This is a genomic window from Roseomonas sp. E05, assembly GCF_030063475.1.
Classification (GTDB): domain Bacteria; phylum Pseudomonadota; class Alphaproteobacteria; order Acetobacterales; family Acetobacteraceae; genus Pseudoroseomonas.
Genome location: NZ_JASIRT010000020.1, coordinates 48465 through 70283, shown reverse-complemented (window position 1 = coordinate 70283; position 21819 = coordinate 48465). Strand labels below are relative to the sequence as shown.

Below are 21819 nucleotides of genomic sequence, written 5' to 3'. Positions count from 1 at the left end.
CAGCAAGCAAAGATGCATTTTTTAGGCTTCTCTCGTTATCGTGAGACGGGGGGAGCGATGCTTGCGGTATCAGAACAGCATGCATCCAAGATGCAGATGCGCGCAGATCCAATTGTCGAGAAGGCTGTAGGCTCCTTCGTGAAACCGTCACAGTACCCTGCAACCGCGCTTGGCCCTTCGTTTGCCGCCATCCGCAACGCCGCGGCAGAGCCCCTCTACGCCGCCGCCCCGGCCCTCGTGTCAGCGCGATGGATGGTGCTGGGGATCGCAGTGATGTCAGCCGGCAACTTCAACCCCGCCCTCTTCGGCTTGCCGGACGCCACAGTGGAAACCGCGCAGAAGCTTGTCGCGCTGGGGCTATGGCTTGCACTGATCGCCATCAGCTTCCTGCCCGGCACACAGCGGCAGCGCCCGGTCACCACGGGCCTGCTCCTGCCCGTCTTGGTGGTTGGCTGGGTCGCTCTCTCGGCAAGCTGGAGTGGCCAGCCGGATGACAGCCTTGGCAAGGCGCTTGTGCTGCTCCTGACCACCTTCGGCGCTTGGCGTGCTGCGACTCTGCTGCACTGGCACGAGTTCTTCGAGCAGCTGATGCAGGCACAGTTGCTCCTGGTACTGGCATCCATCGCGGTGGTGATTGCGATGCCATCGATTGGCGTACTCCACAATTGGCAGCATGATGGCCTTTGGTCCGGCATCTACATATCGAAGCAGACATTGGGGACGGTGGCCGCCAACCTTCTGTTCCTGTGCTTGTTGCGCCTCTGCTACCAACCGTCCCCCATAGCCTTGCTGGGACTGCTGGCCGGAACCGCCGGGGTACTGGGCTCCGGCTCGCGAGGGGGCGCCGTGATGGCCGCAGCCGCCGTGGGCTGCGTCCTGCTGGCGCGGCGTTCACCCCGGCTGGCAGGGCTGATGTCTTATCTGCCGATCCTGTGCCTGTTGCTTGCAACTGCAGGGATCACCTTCATCCTGCTCAGTGGCCTATCCTACTTTCCGCTCTTCGGCACAAAGGTGGACCTGACCGAGCGTACTATCATCTGGCAGTTTTCTCTCGATGCCTGGACCACCCGCCCATGGCTGGGATTCGGCGTGCAGGGCTTCTGGACCGAAGCCTCCTATTACGATCGTTTCCTGCGTATCCATGGCTGGGTGCTGGACAACTACCACAGCGGTTATGTCAATTTCCTGGTCGAGTTTGGGGCGATAGGTTTTGCCCTGCTGACCGGCTTCATGCTGGTGCTGTGCCGTAAGCTCGCCGCCATCATCGCCGCCGCGCCGGCCCTGCCATCGCGCGCGCGCTTCGCTGTTGAAGCAGCTTTCGGCCTGATCGTTCTGTTGTTCACCATCAACCTGACAGAATCCTTTTTCATGCGCGCCACTGACTTCTCGCAAGTGACAACCACGCTGCTGACCATCATGCTGTTCGCTCCTCGTTCCTCGGCACCCCGTTTGAACGCAAGATGACCTCGCCCTGACGGTGCCGCCGGCCTTCCTGCGGCACCTGCCTCCTAACCCTGAGCCCGCTTTGGAAAGGACCTTGCTCTTATGATCCGCAACTGCTGCTCAACGCCGGTGCGGCGCATGGTTCTGGCTGCGCCTCTTCTTTTGGCATGGCCTCTGGCAGCGGCCGCCTACGATCTCGACTCCCTGGACCGGGTACGGGTGACGGTATCGGAATGGTCGAGCAGCAGCGGCGAGCCCAGGGTCCGGCTGAATGGCGAGTTCACGGTCGATGCCGGGGGCATGCTGTCCCTGCCGTTGATCGGCCAGGTTCCGGCGCAAGGGCGATCCCCCGAGCAACTGGGCCAGGATATTTCCGACCGTCTCCAATCGCGCGCCGGCCTGATCAACGCGCCAGTCACTGCGGTCGAGATCGTGCAATACCGCCCCTTCTACATCGCCGGCTTCGTCGACAAGCCCGGTGAATATGCCTACCGGCCAGGGCTGTCCGTCATGCAGGCGGTGGCGATTGCCGGCGGCACCTACCGCGCTCCTTTTGTCGGGCCGCTTCGCCTGGGTCGTGACACTGCTGCCGCTGAAGGCGAAATCAAGCTGCAGCAAGCCCGCATCGACGAGTATCTGGTCCGCCGCGCCCGCATCCGCGCAGAGCTGAACGGGCAGGCAGAGCTTGCCATGCCCGCTGAGCTGTCCAGCCGCATCAACGAGCCTGCGCTGCAGCAGCTGGTTCAGCAGGAGACTGCCACCATGCGTGCGCGGCGGGACGCCCTGGCGGCCTCCCTGCGCGAGCAGCGTGAGATGCGCCGCCTGGCAGAGGAAGAGGAAGCCTCGCTGCGACAGCAACTGGCGGCACAGGAGGCACGGCAGGCGGTGGTTGATCGGGAGGCGGAGGAAATCCGATCACTGCGCAGCCGCGGTCTGACCACCACAGCTCGCGACTTCGCCATGGCGTCTGCTGCCGCGGAAGTCGAGGCACGCAAGCGCGCGCTTGCCACCGAGCTCCTGCGAGCCGGCCAGAGCATTGTGCGAGCGGATCAGACCATGCGCGCGCTGCAGACAAATTGGCATCTGGACCTTCTTGCCGACGCGGAGCGCACCCGCTCCGGCCTCGATGATGCACAGAAGCGACTGCAGATGGCACAGGGCCTGCTGGATGAGGCGGAGGATATGAACCAGATCTACGGCACCGGCCCTCTGCAGCAGGCCTCCAGCGAAGCCCCCTCCTACATACTTCAGCGTCGCAGCAGGAATGACACAATCACAATCACCGCCAACGAGATGACGGCGGTTGAGCCCGGTGACGTGCTGCGGGTGCTGCCTCCGGCACGGCTGCGCCGCAGCTGGGAAGATGCGGGCCTTCCAACGCAACCACGATGAAGTGGATCCCAGTCAGGTTCAGGCACCTGACTGAGTATGCTCACGGCGAACTGCGGCGAGCATGATCGCCTTCGAGGCTCAGCGCCCCAGTGCGCCGATGGTGCTGCCCGAACGTTGCCGCAGGGCCAGGTGGCGCAGACGGGGCATTGCGATGCGCCAGATTCGCCGCAGCAGAATGCCGGGGTCGAGCACAATCCTTTTCCCGTCAATGACGGCGAGCCCATCCAGTGTCGTCAGAGTATGCAAGCCATGCGGATAAGGCCCGGCCGGATCAGGCCGCAGTGTGGCGATCACTTCCTCGCTGTAGCGATCCGGTGTGCAGACGGCGATGCGGTTCAGCACCAGCGCGGTGCCGTAGCCGCGGGCGCAATCCTGGGCAGGGCGGATCAACGCATCGCCCGAACGGATGATGTTGCCGCCGCAGCGCGCCGAGCGGACATCGACCTTCACCGGGTTGCCGGGGTGTTGCGTCCAGGGTCCGGTCAGCTGCTCGGCAAACATCAGGCAGAGATTGTCATGGAGGCCAAAGCCGGTATCGGTATAGGCGATCCAGTAGCGCCCCTCGTGCCGGAAGAGCGTAGCATCCGCCATGCCAAGATCATCCGCCAGCATTGCGGCAGGGCGAGGTGGCTCGCCCGGGCATAGCTCGTACAGCACTTGCCGGCCGCTGGCCGCCATTTCCGGCAAGCAATAAACCCGGCCGGCTTCCGACCAGGTGAAGGGATAGGACAGGTGGCCGGAAAAACTGAGAGGCAGATCCTCGGCCTCCGGCGCGGCCATCTCACTGGCGGATGCCACATGGACCGCCTGCAGTCGCCCAAGGCCCGTGATGTGCTCGAACCGCTCGCACAGCAGCATTCCCGGGCGACCAGGCCAGGGAAAAGGATCAGCGAGAAAACCGGTTCCTGGCGGCAGCGAAATCCAGCGGCTTGCCGTGACCACACCTCCAGCCAGCATCTCCTGCGCCGAGTTGTCGAGCAGGCCGATACCCCAATGTTCCGCCGTCGCCTTGTCGTGGAGCCGCTGCCAGCCATGCGCCAGCCGCCAGCGTACAGCCTCGCCGATCCGCCGTGATGCTGGGAGCGGCTGCCACGCCGCACCAGGCTCCGGGTGCCGCAGCGCCGCGGCGATCATCGCCATAGCCGCCTTGGCGACGGCCTGGAGCAACATCGGGTAGGCTTGCCGCGCCGCCAGATGCGCCTCACCAAGCAGCCGCCAGCCACCGTCGGCCTCACGGCGTTCCACCAGGAAGATGGAGCAGAGGCCGTCGCTCTGATAGCAGCGATCGCGACCGAAGAACGGCGCCAGGAACGGCCGGCCGGCTGCATCCACGATGCGCCAAAGCCGTGCCCCCGCCTCGGCCACCACACCATGCGGATCAAACCACACCACATCGCCCGCCATCGCGGCAGCCGGCGGCGCATCGGGCGAGGTACCGAGCCAGCCCAGACCTGCATCGCCTGCGACGCTCTGCCAATGTGGCGCGGGCGCCGCGGCGCCAGCCGCTGACACTGTAAAGCCAGGACCAACGGCTGCGCGCAGGCGCGTCAGCAACGGAGAATCATCGTCGGCGCCGATCACCTGCAGCATGCAACCCTCCTCTCCGGCCGTCCCAGTTTCATGCATGGCGCGGCCGGATCAGAGCATCGAGGTGCCGCTTAACCTTGCGTGCCAGCCGCAGCGGCGCCGGCAATGTGCCGCCCCAGGATTTTTCCCAGTGATGAATGGCCAGCGTCTCAGCCACAATGGAATCGGGAGTGAAGGTTCCCTCGAAGGGATAGGGGAAGAACACCGGAGCTGGCAGAACCAGGATGTCTTTCAACCTCGTGCCGCCGACGGTGTTCTCCCGAAGGCCATGCCGCCACAGCAGGCGCGTTACAAGCTTCGGCCCATAACGTGTCGGACGCTCGAGGCCGAAAGGAATGGTCCGCATGCTCAGCAGCGTACGGAGGGTTTCCGCAACAAACCAATGTCCCGGTTCCGCACCGAACACGCCGTTGGCGACCAGATCCGACGCCTGGGTTTCCCCTTGCAGGGCGACGAAGCAGGCTTCCTCCGTCAAGGGATCGAGCGGCTTCAGCAGCTCGAAATCGGTGTCCAGATAAATACCTCCGTATTTGTGGACGGCTACCATGCGCGCAATGTCGGCCACCTTGGCCCATTTGCAATTACGCAATGCCTCGGCGATCAACGGGTGCGAGAAATCGATGTTGCTCTCGTTCCACGCCATCACTTCCCAAGTGGGATGCAGGCGCCGCCATCCCTCGATAAAGCCAGCGTAGCGGTCCGGCAGACGGCCGCCGACCCAGACGTAGTGCAGGCGCTTCGGGATCATGCCTCAGCCTTTGCCACGGTGGTTACAGGGTGATTTTTCCTCGGCTGCAGCAGCTGCGGGGATGCAGATTCTGCGCGACCATTCTTCCGCAGATTTCTGATTTGCACCGCGAGCGGCGAAAATCGGTCCGCCAGAAGTGCCGCCAAGCCGAGCGGTGTGCGCGCGGCAACAAGCGAACCCAGCGATTGGGTACAATCGGCAAGCCGCCTTTTGTAGGCTTCGTCGCCGCAGAGGAAATCAACGGTGCCGAAGTTGTTGGCGATAGCCCACTGCACCGCCTCCACCAGGATCACGCTACCCGGCGAAGCGCGGGCGAAAGCGACATCATAAGTGGTTAGGTAGGCCGCCAACCTTGTCCCCTCGGCGAAGCAGATCAGGCCGGCGGCCAGCCGCCCGCCAGCTTCAAGTACGAACAGGCGCAATATGCCGCGCTCAGCCGCGGCCTGCACCATGGCATTCAGGAGAGTGCCATCGTCCGACAGAATGGTTGCGGCCTCACCAGGATTCAGCAGCGCCTGCTTCATGGCAAAGAGCTTCTGGACCAGAGCGCGGGTTTCCTCGGCCTCCGCGAGGCGGAAGGACACCGGCCCAGCCTCTTCCAGGATACGCAAGCCACGCAGATGATTGTTGCGGCCCTTCTTGCCCAGGCTTTGAAAAAAGGCATGCGGCGAAGCATAGCCTGCCAGCGTGACTCCCGTGGCCGCGGCCTGGCGGCGGCCCGGCCGCATCTCGATGCCGCCAGGATGCCCGGCCAAGGCAGCCGCCGCACTGTGCGGCAGCACATGGCTTAGATAGGCCATGTCGTAGCCGCCCTCCTGCCGCACCGCTTTCCACATTCGTCCAAGCACAGCGGTTGCCTCAACATCAGGAGCCAGCAGGACATCGCAATAATCGGTACAATCCTTAGCCGCCCATTCCAGCACACGGACACCTTGGTGGCGGCGGAGCACCAGCGGCAGCACGCCAACCAGCGCTTCGCCACGCCACGCTGTTGCAATCCGCAGAGAAAAGTCCGGCTTCGGACCGGCACGCCACCAGGCTGCAATCCAGGCATGGCTTCGGAATAGGTCCGCATCCGCACGGCGCTCCAGATCCTGCCAAGCCAATGCAACTGCCGCGCAGCGGGGCCAGGCATTGATCAGCTCGATGCGCAGGCCCGCCTCATCGGGAATGACTGATTTCTGGAAAGTCAGCCGGCGCGTCCGCAGTTGCCGCAAGGTGGCTTCCGCCATGCGCGTTAGCGGGAGCACATAAAGCCCATACAACGACTGGTAACGCAGGCTTTCACGCGGCCCAAGCCCAAAGGTGAAAGACTCGTCATGCACCGGCACGGCCTGAGTGCCAAACAGACGGTCCCAGACCGACAGCATCAGCCCGAAATTGCGGTCGAAATGCTTTGAGTCCGCACTGTGATGCAGCTGATGCCAGTGCGGGCAGAGCACCAGATGGTTCAGCGGGCCGAAGGAAACCTTTAGGTGCGTGTGGCGCAGCAGGTCCATCATCAGGATGTTGCGCAGCACATAGACGTTGATGCCGAAGATGGCGGCTTCCACCGGGTCGACGGCAAAAAGCAGCCAGACGCCATACACCGTGCCGACGACGATACCATCCCAGGCGCGGTTCATCACCTCATCCAAGGGATGGATACGGTCCTTCGTGATTCCCACCATCACCTCGGCCGAATGGTGAACCTTGTGCAACTCCCACAGCATTGGCGCCCGATGCTGCGCCCGATGGTAGAGGTAGTAGGACAGATCATAGGCAAGCAGAGCGCTGATGGTGAACAGGACCACCGTCCAGGGTCCTGCGGGCTCCTCAGCGTGGAACCCGCCGCCGAGCAGTGCATCCAGCACGGCATACACACCGTAGCCGACAAAGCCGGTCACCGCGGCCGCCGTGGGCAGCAGCAGCAGCGGCATCAGCATTTTTCGGGTGATCCAGAACAGCGCGTCCGCGCGCGCGGAGCGATGCGTCAGGATATGACGCGGGAAGGCGTAACGGAACCAGGATCTCACATCGTAGGGGCCCGGATGGGCACGCAGGAACATCGCCACGGAGGCGATGATGCAGGTAGCAAACAACAGGCCCAGGGCAGCGAGGTTGGAACCAGAAAGCCTGTCAATGACGGCCTCGAGCAGATTGGTGCTGAGCATCATGCCTTTCCCGGTAACGGCAGGGCGTGCCGCGCCGAACGAAGCAAGCTGCGCGGATATCCCGGCAACAGCAGCGCGAGCAGCGCAAGATAGGTGAAGGGCGCGGTGATGGCTGCCAGCCACGGCTGGTGCGGTACGAGCCTGAACAGAAGCAGCATCACCGCAGCCATGCCGGCGGCGCACAACAGCAGGCGCAGCGCGCTCCTCTGCAGCCCATGCGGTCGCACGCCAGTAGCCCGGACCATGGTTGCCAGGTTCAGCGGCACGAGCAGTGCAGACACCGCCGCCCAGGCAAAGCCCACAGCGACGATGCCAAAGGGTGCTGCGGCGGCAAAGGCCAAAGCCGCCAGCACCAGCTGAGCGGCCGCCAAGCGGATGTAGAGGTCAGGCCGCCCCAGCGCCGACAGAGCCTGCCCGCTGAGCGCCCAAAACGGCATGCTGGCGCAGGAAACGCAGATCGCCTGCAGCACCGGCACCGCATCGGCCCATTGCGGTCCGAAGGCCAGCGGCAACACCACCGGCGCGAGAACGCCAAGACCGGCCACTGCAGGCAGCCAAACTGCGAGGCAGGCCGTCACCAGCCGCACGTATTCGGCGCTGAACGTCGCCTTGTGATGTGCGAGCCGCGCCAGGATCGGCATCACGAGCAGGTTGAGTGGCTGGATAGTCACCAGGCCGACTGCCTGGAAAACCTTCATTGCAAGACTGTAGTAGCCCACCGCCGCTGGGCCGAGCACCAGACCGATGATCAGGTTATCGACCTTGTCGGCGGCCGAGCCCAGTACGCTTGCAAGCATCAACTGTCGCCCGAACCCTGCCAGACGGTGGAAGGCCAAGCCGGAGAAACGCAGTCGCGGCACCCAGCGAATGGTACTCCACATGACCACCAGGATCGTCGCCGCCTGAACCAGTTGGCAGGCGACCAGCGCCCAGACTCCCCAGCCCTGCAATGCAAGGGCGACGCCAGCGGCACCGCCGATCAGGTAGGCACCGATGGCACGCATGGCGAAAATCGACATCCGCATCTCACGCCGGCAGAGCGCAGAGTGAACGCTCACCAGTGCACGCAGCGGGCAGAGCACGGACATGACCTGCAGCACAGGCCGCAGCAGAGGTGCTCCATACAGCTCAGCGAGCGGTCCGGCGGCAGCGAGAAGCAGCAGCCCAAGCCCAAGGCCAATGGCGAAGTTGATCCAGAACACGGTGCTGCAGTCGTCCTCGTCCGGGTGCTCGCGCTGGATCAGCGCATCGGCAAAGCCCTGGAACAGAATGATGTTCGTCACAGCCACCACTGACAACGACAGCGCGAAGATACCGTAGTCCTCAGGTGTCAGGATCCGCGTCAGCACCACGTAGAGCAGAAAGGAAAGTCCCTGGCTCCCGCCAACATCGAGCAGGGTCCAGAAAAGGGCGCGTGCCTTGCCATCCTTGCGGCTGGTCGCGCCTCCCAAGGTGCTGCTGCCCGCGGTCACGAGCGCCGCCCCCCGCCCTTTGCCGGCAAACGTAGCAGGATAAGGCAGCGCATCGCCAGGACCATCCCGATGCCGTCCGGCAGTACGGGCCTGAAATGTGAAAGGTCGGCTGTGAAGGCAGGATACCGCCGAGCCACCGCGACGGAAGCGGGATTGACGCAGGTACCGAGGAAGGCGGCATCGAGCCGACCTGTAGCCGCCGCCTGAAGATGCGCCGCGACTGGCCGGAGCACGGCTTCGATGCCATCGCAGGCATCCACCGGCAGTCCCGCCACCTCGGTACGCCGGATTCCATCCCATCCGGCCCGCAAGACGGCGCCACCTGCGGAGGTCCGCTCAGGATGCATGGCGCGCACCCGCATCAATCCGCCTGCAGGCTGGCGAAACCGCCCAGGAGAGTGCGCAACAGGATCTGCAGGTCGAGCGCCAGCGACCAGTTGTCGATGTACCAGAGGTCGAGTTCGATGCGGCGCTCTGCCTTGGCCTGCGTGTCGATCTCGCCGCGTGACCCGTTGACCTGCGCCCAGCCGGTAATGCCAGGCCGCACACGATGGCGCGCCCGGTAGGTTGGCACGGCATCGTTGTAGAGCGCCTGTCCAACCAGCATGGACACGGCGTGGGGCCGCGGTCCAACCAGCGACATGTCGCCCCGCAGGACGTTCCAGAGCTGCGGTAGCTCGTCGATGCTGGTGCGCCGCAGGAAGCGGCCGACGCGGGTGACGCGCGGGTCGCGCTTCGCCGTACGCTGCGCACCGGTGGCATCGCCAAGCGATGCATGCATGGTGCGAAACTTCAGGATCTTCACAGGCTCGCCGCCCAGGCCATAGCGTCGCTGCCGGAACAACACCGGGCCGCCACTTTCCAGATAGATGAGCAGCGCCACGATCGCGAAGCAGGGTGCAAGAAGCAGGAGGGCAGCGGCGGAACCCAGGATATCGAAGCCGCGCTTCAGCGCGCTCGACATATCCTGCGGCGGCGCAGGAAACATCTCCACGGACGGAATGCCATGCAGCCAGAGACCGATGCGCAGTTGCGCCTCCAGGCTGACTGGATCCGGCACGACGCTGATGCGCACAGGGAGATCGGCCACCTCCAGGCAACTGGCGCTAATACGCTCGGCAGACATGCCGGCCACTGCCAGAATGATGGTGTTGATGCGCCGGTCAAAGGTAAGACGGCGCAACTGGCTGAGGTCCTCATCCCGGGTAGTGTCGAAATGGAAGAGCATCGGCTCGGCGCAGGCACGGCTGCTGCGCAGCGAATGCTCTATCGCCGAACGACTTTCTCTCGAGCCAACCAAAGCGACTCCCGGCACCTGCGCCGGCCGTGTGCCAAGCAGAATCAGCGTCACGCGCAGAGCGCTGCTCGGCAGGACAAAGTAAGAAATCAGGAAAAGGGCCCTGCTTCCTGCAATTACCTCGCCTGCCATCCATTGCTTAAGTAGGGCCAGGCTGATGGCACCAATCAGCGAAACCATCACTGTGCGGGCCAGCAGCCAAGAAAGAGACGTGCGCTGCTCAAGGCGCAAGTCAACGAACATGATCTGATGGATCAGGGCGAGCTGGGTGGCACCCAGCGCGGCAACCGAGAAAAGCAACCAATGGTTGATATATGCTTCTCCCATGGCGCGGGCGACTGCCACGTCAAAGGCTGCGAGCAGCACTGCATCTCCCGTCCATTGAAGCAGGCCGAGCCACGGGCGGAGCTGAGGGAGGAAAGCAACGGATTTTCGGTTATTCAATCCGTGCAGACCAGGTGAGTTCGAGGTCTTTGCCGAGCGGTCGACAAGTAAATCCCGTCGAAGCTGCATGCGAAATCTCCCGATGTCCATCAAGTATGGAATCACCAAAAACAGCATATGGGCGGCGAATCTCCACAACTGCCGTGGAGATTCGGCAATCCCTTCTTGTTCTGAATTAGAAAGAATCTCGCCGCGCCGCAATATGACTATACGGGAGCGTAAACTATTTCAGCCTTATCTGTAGGATATTTTTCTACTTTCTGGATTGTTGGCCATCTTCTTAAAGCGCGTCAATTAGTATAAATTTTGATATTATTGTAATTTTATGTATTCCGACGGCGCTCCGGTCCGGCTCCGGGGACAGAGAGATCCGTGTGCGTAACATCCAGGCGAAGCTTACCCCTCCTGCAGAGCAATATTTTTCCTTACATCAAGTCCGTCGAACCATATCGGGGCGAATGGTCAGAAGGAATATTTCTGAAAGTTGCCCTTTCTGCTCATTTTGTTTCTATGGACAAACGAAATGGGCTTGCCTGGACGCAGCAATCCGCTTGCTCATCTTATCACGGAGAGGTGATGGAACCGTGAGCGGCACCTTTTCCGAGAAGGCAGTTTGAAACTAACTCAAAACGATCTAGCGGCCTGGGGAGGGGAAGGACGGAGGCGTCGCAGGAGAGGAATTCCGCGGATTCGGCGGTGCGCTCAGGGCCTTTGGCCAGTCGGCCGCTGCGCTTCAAACCAGGCAAAGATTTTCTCCACCACTCTACGCCTCGGCCGGACAGCAAAACCGGTCTGGCTTTTGGGTCTGCGGATGATCCCGGGCGTGATGCAGGTGCGTGGGTGGCGCGCTCGCCGGCTCGCCGACATGGCCACTATCGGCCCGGGCCTTTTCGTGAAAGCGGAAGCACTTATGCCAGGCCTCCTTGAGATCAGCATGCCATGGCTGACCGCAGCGGGGAGGCCTGTGTCTGGGTTTTGAAACGCGCCAATAGTCAGGTTGCAGATTGCAGGAGTAAATTCACTCTGAGTTGAAAGAGGTGCCGGCATTGCGCCTTCCTCCAGGCTCCGCAATCCCGCTACGGTTGTTGTGTAACACAGCAGAGGGACACCGCACCGCAATGGCAAGCTCTGTCTGGTCCGATCTGCCGGAGAACAGCCGCATCGCCGTTGAAGGTCACCAGCTCGAAGTTGGAGACGCCCTCCAGGCCAGCGCGGCGGCACGCCTGAGGGTCATGGCCGCCAAGTATTTCGGCCGCGCGGCGGATGTGACCGTCATCTTCTCGCGGCAGGCCAAGGGCACCGGCTTCTGCTGCAACATCCGCTTCCGTGTAGCGGGCGCAATCGACGTCGACGGCCGGGCGATGCACCGGGATGCGCACGGCGCGCTGGTCATGGCGGTCGAGCATGTGGCGAAACAGCTCCGTCGCCGCAAGCGCGCCATGCGCGAGGATAAGCCGGCCAATCCGGCCAAGGACAATCTCTTCCGCCTGCATGGCGAGCCTGTGCCGGACCATGACGAGATCCTCGATCTGCTCGATGACGGCGCAAAGGATGAGGAGGCGTTCTTCGGGCTTACGCCGGAGCATAAGCCTTCAGCGCGGCGCAACTGGCCGCTCGCCGCCGAGTAGCAGCCGGCAACCTGCTGCGGAGCGCTCCTTTGCGAAAGGCTGCTGTTGCGGCCTTTCAGCAACTGATCCGCCCGGCTTTTCTGCGGGATATGGGAGAGGGTGATGAAGCCGAAGAGCCAAAGGATGCAGCGAACGGCCCCCTGTAGCCGACCACAGGCCCCCGCGCGCTGCACGGCTCCGTCGTCCCTGGTCTGGACCGAGTTCCTGAGAAGCCATCTTCGATGGGCGCTGGATGAAGGTGCCCCGCCTCGCGAGAGGGCGCTACCATCCTTCAGCGAGGACGAGGCGGCACCATGCGGGCGGACCGCGGCGCAGGTCCCTTCCGGCGGCCTTGCAGACCCTCCGTAGAGGCCGCCGCCTCAAGCTTCCCCTGCCCGCCAGGAGCAGCCGAGGATCTCCGGCGCGAGCCAGGATGGCATGCGAGGGAGTATCGCAGCGCAAGGCCGCTGCGGCTGTTCCCTGCACTTGCCAAACCGGCCTTGCTTTCAGGGCGGCGCATGCCCCCGGGAACCGCACCACCACCGGCTCCGCGGCCGGCGGCATTTGGCTGGCCACCAGGGCTGTGAAGATGCAGCGCCGCCATTCCAGGCGCAGCAGGCCGAGGACGCCACCGTAAACCTTCAGCATGTGCATGGGTGAGGCCTGGATGGACAGGGTTGGCAGCGGGCTCGCCCCTGCCGTGGGCGGGCATCCTCCTCTTTTCACCGCCTCGTCACCAGATTGCGAGCAATCCAAGGTTTTCTCGCTGTAGCCCTGGCGTGATCGCGGCATGGCTGCGGCCCTCGCCAGAGGCGCGTGGTCAGCCCGCCTCGCCCACAAGATGGAGCACCAGCTCCCGGCGATGCGGCCGAAGGCGGTGCTCGTAGAGGAAGATGCCCTGCCAGGTCCCCAGCACCGGCCGGCCCGCGGCAACGGGGATCGAGAGCTGTGTCTGGGTGAGAGCAGCGCGGATGTGGGCCGGCATATCGTCAGGCCCCTCCTCCTCGTGCCGGTACCGCCCGGACCCGCCCTCGGGCACCAGACGACGGAAGAAGTCCTCCAGGTCGTCCCGCACCGCCGGCGAGGCATTCTCCTGCACCAGCAGGGAGGCCGAGGTGTGCCGGCACCAGACGACCAGCAGCCCGGTCCGGATGCCCTGACCGGCCACCCAGCGGCAGACCTCCTCCGTGACCTCGACAAGGCCCCGGCCCCGGGTTGCCACGGTCAGGCGATGCTGCGCCTGGTGCATGCTCCCTCCCTCCTCTCGCGCGGCCGCCCGGGTCCGCGGCCTGCGGGGTTCAGCCCGCCCCCTGCTCCAGCGCCGAACAGAAGCGGGCAAAGCCCGCCGCGTCGGCGAAGGCGCTCTGGGTGCCCGGCCGCGTGATGGAATCCGCCGCATAGCGCGCGCCCCAGCGCAACGCTGCCAGCACGTCGCGGTGCGCGACGTAGTGCTGCGCGAAGGCGCCGATGAAGGCGTCGCCCGCGCCGCTGGTGTCATGCGGCTTCACCGGCACGGAAGGCACATGCACCGCCGGCCCTTCCGCAGCGACGAGCAGTGCCCCCTCGGCGCCCAGCGTCACGATCACCTGCCGCACGCCGCGCGCCACCAGGCTCCGCGCCGCCGCCTCGGCCTGCTCGCGCGTCGCGGCCGGCATCCCGGTCAGGATGGTCAGCTCGGTCTGGTTCGGCACCAGGAAGGTGGCGCCGAGGATGCGCTCCACATCAAGCTCCGGCACGGCGGGGGCCGGGTTCAGCAGCACCTCGATGCCCTCGCGCGCCGCCCAGGCGATGGTGTGATAGACGGTCTCCAACGGGATCTCGAGCTGCAGCAGGATCAGCCTGCAGGTCTTCAGGTCCTCGGCGGCGGCGTCCACATCGGCCGGCAGCAGGCGCTCATTGGCGCCCTTGACGATCAGGATGCGGTTCTCGCCCGAGGGATCGACGAAGATCGGCGCCACGCCGCTCTGCGTGCCCGGCACGGCGCGCACATGCCGCGTGTCGATCCCCAGAGCCTGGAAGTTCCTGATGGTGCCGCCGCCGAACAGGTCGTCGCCGACACGGCTGACCAGCAGCACCTCGCCGCCAAGCTTCGCCGCCGCGACCGCCTGGTTGGCGCCCTTGCCGCCATGCCCCATGGCGAAGGCCGGCGCGGCCAGGGTCTCCCCCGCCGCCGGCATCCGGTCGATGTAGGTGATCAGGTCGACCATGTTGCTGCCGACGACACCGATGCGCGCACCCATGGCCCGCTCCTAACCCAGGGAAGAAATCAGCGCGCCCATCCGGGCGGTGGCGGCGGAATCCAGATAGCCGGTTCGCACCGTGAAGGCCGCCCGGCCACGCGACGGCAACTCGCGGACATGGCCCTTCCGCTTCTCCGCCGCATAGCCTTCCGGCTGGCAGGTCGAGGGCAGCGCGAAGGCCGCCACCTGCTGGTCCGGGTCGGCCATGATCCAGCGCACGGTGTGCGGAAACTGCGCCGGGGCATAGGAGATGCCGAAGCCATCCCCTTCCCGGCGCTGCAGCATCAGATGGGTCTCGCCGGCCGCGTCGGTGCCGAGGCCATGCACGTAGAAAACCTGCTCCGGGTCGTAGCGCTGCGGCTCGTCCAGCCGCTCCATGCGGGCTGGGTTCCGGGCGAGGTCCTCGATCAGCGCGAGATAGTCCGGGTTCGGCCGCACATGCGCGGGAACAGCGCGCCGCACGACTGTCCGCTCCGGCGTGAAGGGCGCCGGCTGCACGATGCGCGCCCCGGCGGCGAAGGCGAAGTTGATGTGGCACATGTACATCAACTCCATCGGCTTGCCGGAGAGGTTCTCCACGGCGAGGCCGATGTCGAACAGCGTCTCCTCCGGGCGCAGCGTGACGGAGGGGTGGGCGCGGTAATGCGCACCGAAGCCCATCACGTAGTCCCGCTCGCTCACCGCGCGCAGGAAGGGGCCGGCGTCATCCTCGCCCAGTTCCAGCCAGGCGCGCTGCATCGGCGCACAGGGGAACTCGCCATGCGCGGCATGCTCGTCCTCCGCCGCCGGCACGCCGTTGCGCAGCAGGCCGGAATGGAAGGCGAAGCAGCCATAGGTCTCGGCGATGGTGGCGGCAGGACGCGGTGCGTCGAAGCCGCTCGCCATGGTCAGGTTCACGCCGTCGAAGGCGGCAGACCAGATCATGCCGCCCATCCAGGGCAGGATAACCACTTCTCCGCGCGCATTCCGCAATCGCAGCGCGGGCACGCCCGTCCGGTACTGGAACAGGGTGGCAGACAGCGCGCCGGCGGCGAGAATCGTTTTCTCGGCCTCGCCGCAGAGGTCAGGGTGCAGCGGGATGATGGCGGTCATCGCAGCGATTCCCCTTTCAGCGAACCCGGCTGCGCCAGGAGGCGAGCGCGATGGAGAGCAGCAGGAAGGCGCCCCAGATCAGGTCCACCAGGAAGTTGTTGAAGCGCAGGATCTGCAGGCCGGAGGAAAGCAGCATCAGCGCCACCAGCGCCAGCGCCACCCCCGGCACCGAGCCCCGCCCGCCCGCCGGATTGGTGCCCGCCAGCACGGCGATCAGCACCGCCTGCAGCAGGTAGGACACACCGTAATCCGACTTGGCGGCATTGGTGCGGCCGGAGAGCAGGATACCGGCGATGCTCGCCAGCACGCCCGTCAGCACGTAGGAGAGGAACACGGTGCGGGCGGTGCGCAGCCCGGCGAAGGCCGCCGCCTTCGGGTTGGTGCCGATCAGCGCCAGGTTGATGCCGAAGGCGGTGCGCGCCAGCATGAACCAGACCAGCCCCGCCACCACCAGGAAGACCAGCAGTGGCGCGGCGATGCCGAAGACCGTGCCGTTGCCGATCATTCCCCAGAGCCTGGGGAAACCCACCACCGCCGGGCCGCCGGTCAGCACCAGGCAGATGCCGGTGAAGACCTGCCCGGTGCCGATGGTGGCCAGGATCGGCGTGATCCGCAGCCGGGTGATCAGAAAGCCGTTGATCGCCCCCGCCACAACCCCGACGCCAAGCGCAATGCCGATTCCCGCCAGCACCACCGGCAGCGGCAGGTTCGCCAGTTCCGGCCCGCGCGCCCCGCCGACAGAGTGGAAGAACAGCCCGGCCAGGATGGCGGACAGGTTGGCGATGCCGATCACGGACAGATCAATGCCGCCGGTCAGCATGGCCACCATCATGGCGATGGCCAACAGGCCCAACTCGGGCGCGATGAAGGTGATGGACTGGAAGACATAGGGGCGCAGGAACCGCTCCGGGTTCAGCGCCGCCATGCCGGCGAAGATCAGTACCGTCAGGACGAGGAGCTGCAGCAGGTTGGTGTCGGCGCGGCGCAGGCGCTGGAGAATGGCGCTCATCCCTGCCTCCCTCAGGCCAGCCGCTTGCGGTCGCGCCAGGCGGTCACCGCCGTCGCGGCGATGACGATCAGGCCGACGACGATGCGCTGCCAGGTGGTGTCCACGCCAAGGATGATCAGGCTGTTGGTGATGACGACGAAGGTCAGCACGCCGAGCACCGCGCCGATCACCGTGCCGCGGCCGCCGAAGATGCTGGCACCGCCGAGCACCACGGCCGCGATCACGTCCAGCTCCATGCCCACCATGTCGCGCGGATTGGCGGTCCAGATCATCGCGCCGTGCAGCAGGCCGGCGAAGCCCGCCAGCGCGCCGGCCAGCCCGTAGATGAAGAAGGTGGTGCGGCGGACGTTGAAGCCGACGCGCCGCGCCGCCTCCTCGCCACCGCCGAGGGCGTAGATGCTGCGGCCCATCATGGTGTAGCGCAGCATCAGGTGCACCAGCAGGGCGATCACCGCGAAGAGCAGCACCATGGCGGAAAGCCCGGCCATGCTGCCATCCGGCCGCGCGACGGCGAACAGCTCCGTCCGCGCAAAGTCGATCAGCTCTGGCGGCATCTGCCCGATATTGATCTGGCTGGTGCCGACCACGCCGAGGATGAAGCCGCGCACGGCGGTGCCGGTGCCCAGCGTGACGATCAGCGGGATCATGCGGAAGTAGTGGACGAAGACCGCGTTCACAAGCCCGAGGCAAAGGCCAATGCCGCTGGCCATCAGGAAGGGCAGCACCACGCCGTCGAAGCCCCAGGCGATCATCGCCTTCACCGTCAGATACATGGCGGCGATGGCGAAGGCGGGAAAGGAGACGTCGATGCCGCCGGAGAGCATCACCAGCAGCACGGCGAGCGCCAGGATGCCGCTGACCACGCTGGCGCGCAGCAGGCTGAAGATGTTGGAAGGCTGCCAGAAGACCGGGTTGATCGTGCCGATCACCACCACCGCCAGCACCAGCACGGCGGCGACCATCAGCTCGGGATGGCGGCGCAGGGCGTTGGCGAGCCCGCTCATGCCAGGGCTCCGAGCTGCGTGCTGAGCGCCGCCTCGCTGGTCTCCGCCGCCGCCACCTCGGAGACGAGGCGGCCACGGTGCAGCACCAGGATGCGGTTGCAGTTGTCCACCAGCTCCGGCAGGTCGTCGGAGATCATCAGCACTCCCAGGCCGCGCGCGCGGGCCAGTTCGCGGATCTTGCGGTGGATGCCGGCCTTGGAGCCGACATCGACGCCCACGGTGGGGCCGTTCAGGATCAGCAGCTTCGGGTTGTTCATCAGCCAGCGGCCGATCACCACGCGCTGCGCATTGCCGCCCGAAAGCTGCGTCACCGGCCGGTTGCCGGTGGGGGTGGCGATGGCCATCTCGCGGATCATCGCCGCCGCCTCGCGCGCCGCCTGCCCGCCCTGCATCACGCCCATGCGGCTCAACCGGTCATGCGAGGTGGCGAGCATGTTGCGGTCGATGGTCTGGGTGAGGAACAGGCCCTCGGTCAGCCGGTCCTCAGGCACATAGGCAATGCCCCCGGCGATGGCGGTCTGCACGCTGTCCAGCCGGAGGTCCCGCCCCTCAAGGCGGATGCTGCCGGCATAGCCGGGCTTCATGCCGAAGAGCGCGAGCGCCAGCTCGGTCCGCCCCGAGCCCAGCAGGCCGGAGATGCCGACAATCTCGCCCGGCATCACGCGCAGGTTCACATCCTCGATCTCACCGGGAACGGTGAGGCCGGAGACCTCCAGCAGCGGCTTCTGGCCGGGCTGGCCCTCCCAGCGGTAGCCCTCGGCGGCGATCTCCTGGCCGGTCATGGCACGGGTGATGCTGGCCTCGTCGAACTCGCTGATCGGCCCGCCGGCCACCACCCGGCCGCTGCGGATCACCGTCAGCCGCTCGCTGATCTCCAGCATCTCGCGCATCTTGTGGCTGACGAAGAGCACGGCGATGCCGCGGCCCTGGATGTCGCGCACCACCCGGAACAGCGCCTCCACCTCGCGCCCGGTCAGCGCCGTGGTCGGCTCGTCCATGATCAGCAGGCGCGGGTCGGACATCAGCGCGCGGGCGATGGCGACGAGCTGCTTGCCGGCGGTCGGTAGCGTCTCCACCAGCGCATCGAGGTCCAGATCGACGCCCAGCTTCCCGGCCGCCTCGCGGGCGATGCGCCGCACCCGCCCCCAGGAGACGAGGCTGCGCCCCTCCTGCAGCTCGGTGCTGAGCGCCAGGTTCTCGGCGACCGTCAGGTTCCCGAACAGCGAGAAGTCCTGATAGATGACCTGTACGCCGCGGGCGATGGCCTCGCGCGGCGTCATGCCCTGCACCGGCTTGCCGTCGAACAGGATCTCGCCCCGGTCCGGCTGCCAGATGCCCGAGATCACCTTGATCAGCGTGGACTTGCCGGAGCCGTTCTCGCCCGCGAGGCAGTGGATCTCGCCCCGCCCGATGGCGAGCGAGACGTCCTCCAGGGCGCGCACGGCGCCGAAGCTCTTGCCGAGATGGCGCAGTTCGATCAGCGGAGCGGTCATGGTGATCCGTCACGAAAGGCGCGGGGCGGATCGGGCCGCCCCGCGCGTCAGCCAGGCAGGAGAGGCTGGCTCAGAAGTTGTACTGAGCCATGTTCTCCTTGGTAACGCCGACCCAGCCCTGGCCGACCAGCACGTTGGGCCGCTTCGGGTCGAGCACCTTCAGGTCGTGGTAGCCGTCGAGGCCGAGATCCAGCCCGGCGCCGATCGGCTTCTTCTGCAGCGCCATGACGGCCAGGATGTTCATGGCATAGCCGGCCACCGCAGGGTCCCAGAACTGGATGTAGTTGATGGCGCCGTTCTTCAGGTACTCGCCGGCGACGGAGACCAGCCCGGTGCCGGAGAAGAACAGCTTGCCCTGCAGGTTGCGCTCCGAGATCAGGCGGCCCGCGCCCGCCGAGGTCGGCATCGGCGCGCCGAGGATGCCCTTCAGGTCCGGATAGGCGGTCAGGACTTCCTTGAGCTTGTTGTAGTCGGTGGTCGCGTCGTCATAGGTCTCGATGCGCCGCGTCACCTCCTGCATCTTCGGGAAGTGCTCTTTCTGGTAGGCGACGGCGCCGTCGATCCACTCGTTCTGCGACTGCGAGGTGAGGCTGCCGACGGTGGCGACGTACTTGCCCTCGCCGCCCATCTGCTTGCCCAGCACCTCCATCAGCTTGGCGCCATAGGCATGGTTGTCGAAGGCTTCGATATCGTAGTCGATGTTCTGCAGGCCCGCCGCCTCGTGCGAGATCACCACGATGCCCTGGTCGCGCGCCTTCTGCAGCACCGGCTCCACCGCCTCGACCGAGAAGGGCACGATGCAGATGGCGTCCACGCCCTGCGCGATCAGGCTCTCGACGAGCTGCACCTGCGCCGCCGCATCCGCCTGGCTCGGGCCGATCATCCAGGTATCGTGGCCCTGGTCCTTGCCGAACTGCTCGACGCCGACACGCATCCGGTCGAACCAGGCGATGCCGTCCACCTTCACGACCGTCGCGATGACGCGCTTCTTGCCGGCCTTGGCATTGACGAAGTCCGGCACCTTGCTGGCGTTCACCGCCTTATTCTGCGCCCAGGCCGGGCGGCCCATTGCCGCGGCGAGCGCGCCGCCTGCAGCCAGCGCCCCGAGCGCGCGCCTGTTGATCATGACCATCGCAGCCTCCCTTGCGTCCCTTGCCTCAATAGCTGCCGGCGGCGGCCGGCGCCTGCGTGACCAGCGCCACACCTGAGCTCGCCCCGATCCGCGTGGCGCCGGCGGCGATCATCGCCTGCGCCGTCTCCAGCGTGCGGATGCCCCCCGAGGCCTTCACCCCCAGCGCGGCACCAACCACGCCGCGCATCAGCGCAACGTCGGCCACCGTCGCGCCGCCGGTCGAGAAGCCGGTCGAGGTCTTGACGAAGTCCGCCCCCGCCTCGGCGGCGAGCCGGCAGGCGGCGCGCTTCTGGTCGTCGTCCAGCAGGCAGGTCTCGATGATGACCTTCAGCACCTTGCCCGCGCAGGCGGCGCGCACCGCGGCAATGTCCTCGCGCACCGCGTCCAGCCGCCCCTCGCGCAGCGCACCGATATTGACGACCATGTCGATCTCGTCGGCGCCGTTGCGCACGGCGTTCGCCGTCTCGGCCGCCTTGTCCCCGGGCGTCGTGGCTCCCAGCGGGAAGCCCACCACCGAGCAGGTCTTCACGCCGCTGCCACGCAGCGCCTCCGCCACGCGGGCGACATGCACGGGGTTGACGCAGACGGAACAGAAGCGGAAACGCCGCGCCTCCTCACAGTAACGCAGCACCTCGGCGACCGTCGCCTCCGGCTTCAGCAGGGTGTGGTCGATCAGCGGCGCGAGTTCGGCGGGCGAAAGCAGCCCGGTTCCGGCATTGGCCATCGAAGCTGGTGTCCTCCGTGCCGGACAGGTATCCCGCCGCGGCTCGATCTGCCCGTTTGTCACTTTTCTAACTATTGTTATATTTCTCACATCCGGGGCCGGAAACGTCAAGCGCCCTTCGGTGGAGGAAGAATGGCTGAAGGCGAAGCCTCCGAGGCCGCCACGGGACTGGCCAGCATGCGCCGCCGCACGCGAATCGCCCGGCTGCAGGAGCTGCTGCGCCAGAACGGCACCACCCGGCTCGACGAGGCGGCCCAGGCCCTCGGCGTCTCCTCCATGACCCTCCGCCGCGATCTCGCCGTGCCCGGCCAGCCCCTGGCGCTGCTCGGCGGCCATGTGGTGCCGGCCGGCAGCCTCGGCGGGCGCGGGCAATATGTGCTGGAGCGTGAACAGGACAGTCATGCCGAGGCCAAACGCCAGGCCTGCCGTCACGCCGCGCGACATGTTGAGGAGGGTGATACAATTTTCGTTGATTGCGGCACCACCCTGCCGCACCTGATCGAGGCCCTGCCGCCCCGCCTCTCGCTGACCATCGTCTGCTACGCGCTGAACATCGCCAACCCCGCCTCGCGGCGGCCGAACACGCAGCTCGTGCTGCTCGGCGGCCTGTTCCATGCCACCTCGGCCACCTTCGCCTCGGACGAGGCGCTGCATGCGCTGCGGCGCCTGCGCATCAACAAGGCCTTCATCTCGGCCGGCGGCGTGCATGCCACCGGCGGCGTCACCTGCACCAACTTCAACGAGGTGCCGGTGAAGCAGGTCGCCATGGCGGCTGCCGCGCAGTCCTTCCTGGTGGTGGATGGCAGCAAGTTCGGCCGGCTGCGGCCCGCCTACTTCGCCCCCCTCTCCGCCTTCGCGCGCATCCTGACCGACGCCGCCGCCTGCCCCGAGGCCGCCGGCCTCCCTCCCTTCAGCCTGCCCTTGCTTGACGCGGCGCCGGCCGGTTCCTAACCCCCGCCCGCAGACCAGCACAGCCGAGGAG

17 protein-coding genes are annotated in these 21819 nt (G+C 65.9%); 4 read left to right on the top strand and 13 right to left on the bottom strand.

The genetic code is table 11. The features are described 5' to 3' along the window. Positions 1–12 precede the first annotated feature (12 nt). Both QMO56_RS18020 and QMO56_RS18015 read left to right on the top strand, forming a co-directional pair. Positions 13–1464 carry an O-antigen ligase gene (locus tag QMO56_RS18020; protein WP_283527959.1) on the top strand — a complete coding sequence of 484 codons (1452 nt, stop codon included), beginning with the start codon at positions 13–15 and terminating at the stop codon, positions 1462–1464. Between the two features lie 81 nt (positions 1465–1545). Continuing rightward, positions 1546–2835, top strand: coding sequence for a polysaccharide biosynthesis/export family protein (locus tag QMO56_RS18015; protein WP_283527957.1), 1290 nt, complete (start codon positions 1546–1548; stop codon positions 2833–2835). A gap of 78 nt (positions 2836–2913) precedes the next feature. Here QMO56_RS18015 and QMO56_RS18010 read toward each other — a convergent pair whose 3' ends face one another. The 5 genes from QMO56_RS18010 to QMO56_RS17990 form a co-directional block, all read right to left on the bottom strand. Further along, positions 2914–4425, bottom strand: a complete 1512-nt coding sequence (locus tag QMO56_RS18010) for a hypothetical protein (RefSeq protein WP_283527955.1) — start codon at positions 4423–4425, stop codon at positions 2914–2916. 28 nt (positions 4426–4453) lie between these two features. After that, positions 4454–5170, bottom strand: coding sequence for a glycosyltransferase (locus tag QMO56_RS18005; protein WP_283527953.1), 717 nt, complete (start codon positions 5168–5170; stop codon positions 4454–4456). After that, a complete protein-coding gene (locus QMO56_RS18000; protein WP_283527951.1) occupies positions 5167–7326 on the bottom strand; it encodes a GNAT family N-acetyltransferase in 2160 nt (719 codons plus the stop codon). Before QMO56_RS18000 ends, QMO56_RS18005 begins: the two co-directional genes overlap by 4 nt. Continuing rightward, positions 7323–8795 (bottom strand): lipopolysaccharide biosynthesis protein, encoded by a 1473-nt coding sequence (locus QMO56_RS17995; RefSeq protein ID WP_283527949.1) that lies wholly within the window; start codon positions 8793–8795, stop codon positions 7323–7325. The genes QMO56_RS18000 and QMO56_RS17995 overlap by 4 nt, the downstream gene beginning before the upstream one ends. A 361-nt stretch (positions 8796–9156) precedes the next feature. Continuing rightward, entirely contained in the window at positions 9157–10653 is a 1497-nt protein-coding gene (locus tag QMO56_RS17990; protein ID WP_283527947.1) for an exopolysaccharide biosynthesis polyprenyl glycosylphosphotransferase, read from the bottom strand. A 920-nt stretch (positions 10654–11573) separates the two neighbouring features. Here QMO56_RS17990 and QMO56_RS17980 point away from each other — a divergent pair. After that, positions 11574–12164 (top strand): HPF/RaiA family ribosome-associated protein, encoded by a 591-nt coding sequence (locus tag QMO56_RS17980; RefSeq protein WP_283527986.1) that lies wholly within the window; start codon positions 11574–11576, stop codon positions 12162–12164. A 799-nt stretch (positions 12165–12963) separates the two neighbouring features. Here the strand turns inward: QMO56_RS17980 and QMO56_RS17975 are convergent. The 8 genes from QMO56_RS17975 to deoC all read right to left on the bottom strand — a co-directional run bounded on the left by QMO56_RS17975 (position 12964) and on the right by deoC (position 20837). Continuing rightward, positions 12964–13392: a secondary thiamine-phosphate synthase enzyme YjbQ gene (locus QMO56_RS17975; RefSeq protein WP_283527945.1), complete on the bottom strand. Its 429-nt coding sequence runs from the start codon at positions 13390–13392 to the stop codon at positions 12964–12966. Positions 13393–13441: 49 nt separating this feature from the next. Beyond that, positions 13442–14383, bottom strand: a complete 942-nt coding sequence (gene rbsK / locus QMO56_RS17970) for a ribokinase (protein WP_283527944.1) — start codon at positions 14381–14383, stop codon at positions 13442–13444. A 9-nt stretch (positions 14384–14392) separates the two neighbouring features. Continuing rightward, complete coding sequence (locus tag QMO56_RS17965) at positions 14393–15475, bottom strand: aldose 1-epimerase family protein (protein WP_283527942.1); 1083 nt, start codon at positions 15473–15475, stop codon at positions 14393–14395. 16 nt (positions 15476–15491) lie between these two features. Then, positions 15492–16484 carry an ABC transporter permease gene (locus tag QMO56_RS17960; protein ID WP_283527940.1) on the bottom strand — a complete coding sequence of 331 codons (993 nt, stop codon included), beginning with the start codon at positions 16482–16484 and terminating at the stop codon, positions 15492–15494. An 11-nt stretch (positions 16485–16495) separates the two neighbouring features. Beyond that, a complete protein-coding gene (locus tag QMO56_RS17955; RefSeq protein ID WP_283527938.1) occupies positions 16496–17488 on the bottom strand; it encodes an ABC transporter permease in 993 nt (330 codons plus the stop codon). Beyond that, on the bottom strand, positions 17485–18981 hold the full coding sequence (locus QMO56_RS17950) for a sugar ABC transporter ATP-binding protein (RefSeq protein WP_283527936.1): 1497 nt from the start codon (positions 18979–18981) through the stop codon (positions 17485–17487). Before QMO56_RS17950 ends, QMO56_RS17955 begins: the two co-directional genes overlap by 4 nt. Positions 18982–19051: 70 nt before the next feature. After that, a complete protein-coding gene (locus QMO56_RS17945) occupies positions 19052–20107 on the bottom strand; it encodes an autoinducer 2 ABC transporter substrate-binding protein (RefSeq protein WP_283527934.1) in 1056 nt (351 codons plus the stop codon). Positions 20108–20138: 31 nt separating this feature from the next. Further along, complete coding sequence (deoC, locus tag QMO56_RS17940) at positions 20139–20837, bottom strand: deoxyribose-phosphate aldolase (RefSeq protein ID WP_283527932.1); 699 nt, start codon at positions 20835–20837, stop codon at positions 20139–20141. Between the two features lie 132 nt (positions 20838–20969). Here deoC and QMO56_RS17935 point away from each other — a divergent pair, with 132 nt between their 5' ends. Beyond that, positions 20970–21788, top strand: a complete 819-nt coding sequence (locus QMO56_RS17935) for a DeoR/GlpR family DNA-binding transcription regulator (RefSeq protein ID WP_283527930.1) — start codon at positions 20970–20972, stop codon at positions 21786–21788. Positions 21789–21819: the final 31 nt, after the last annotated feature.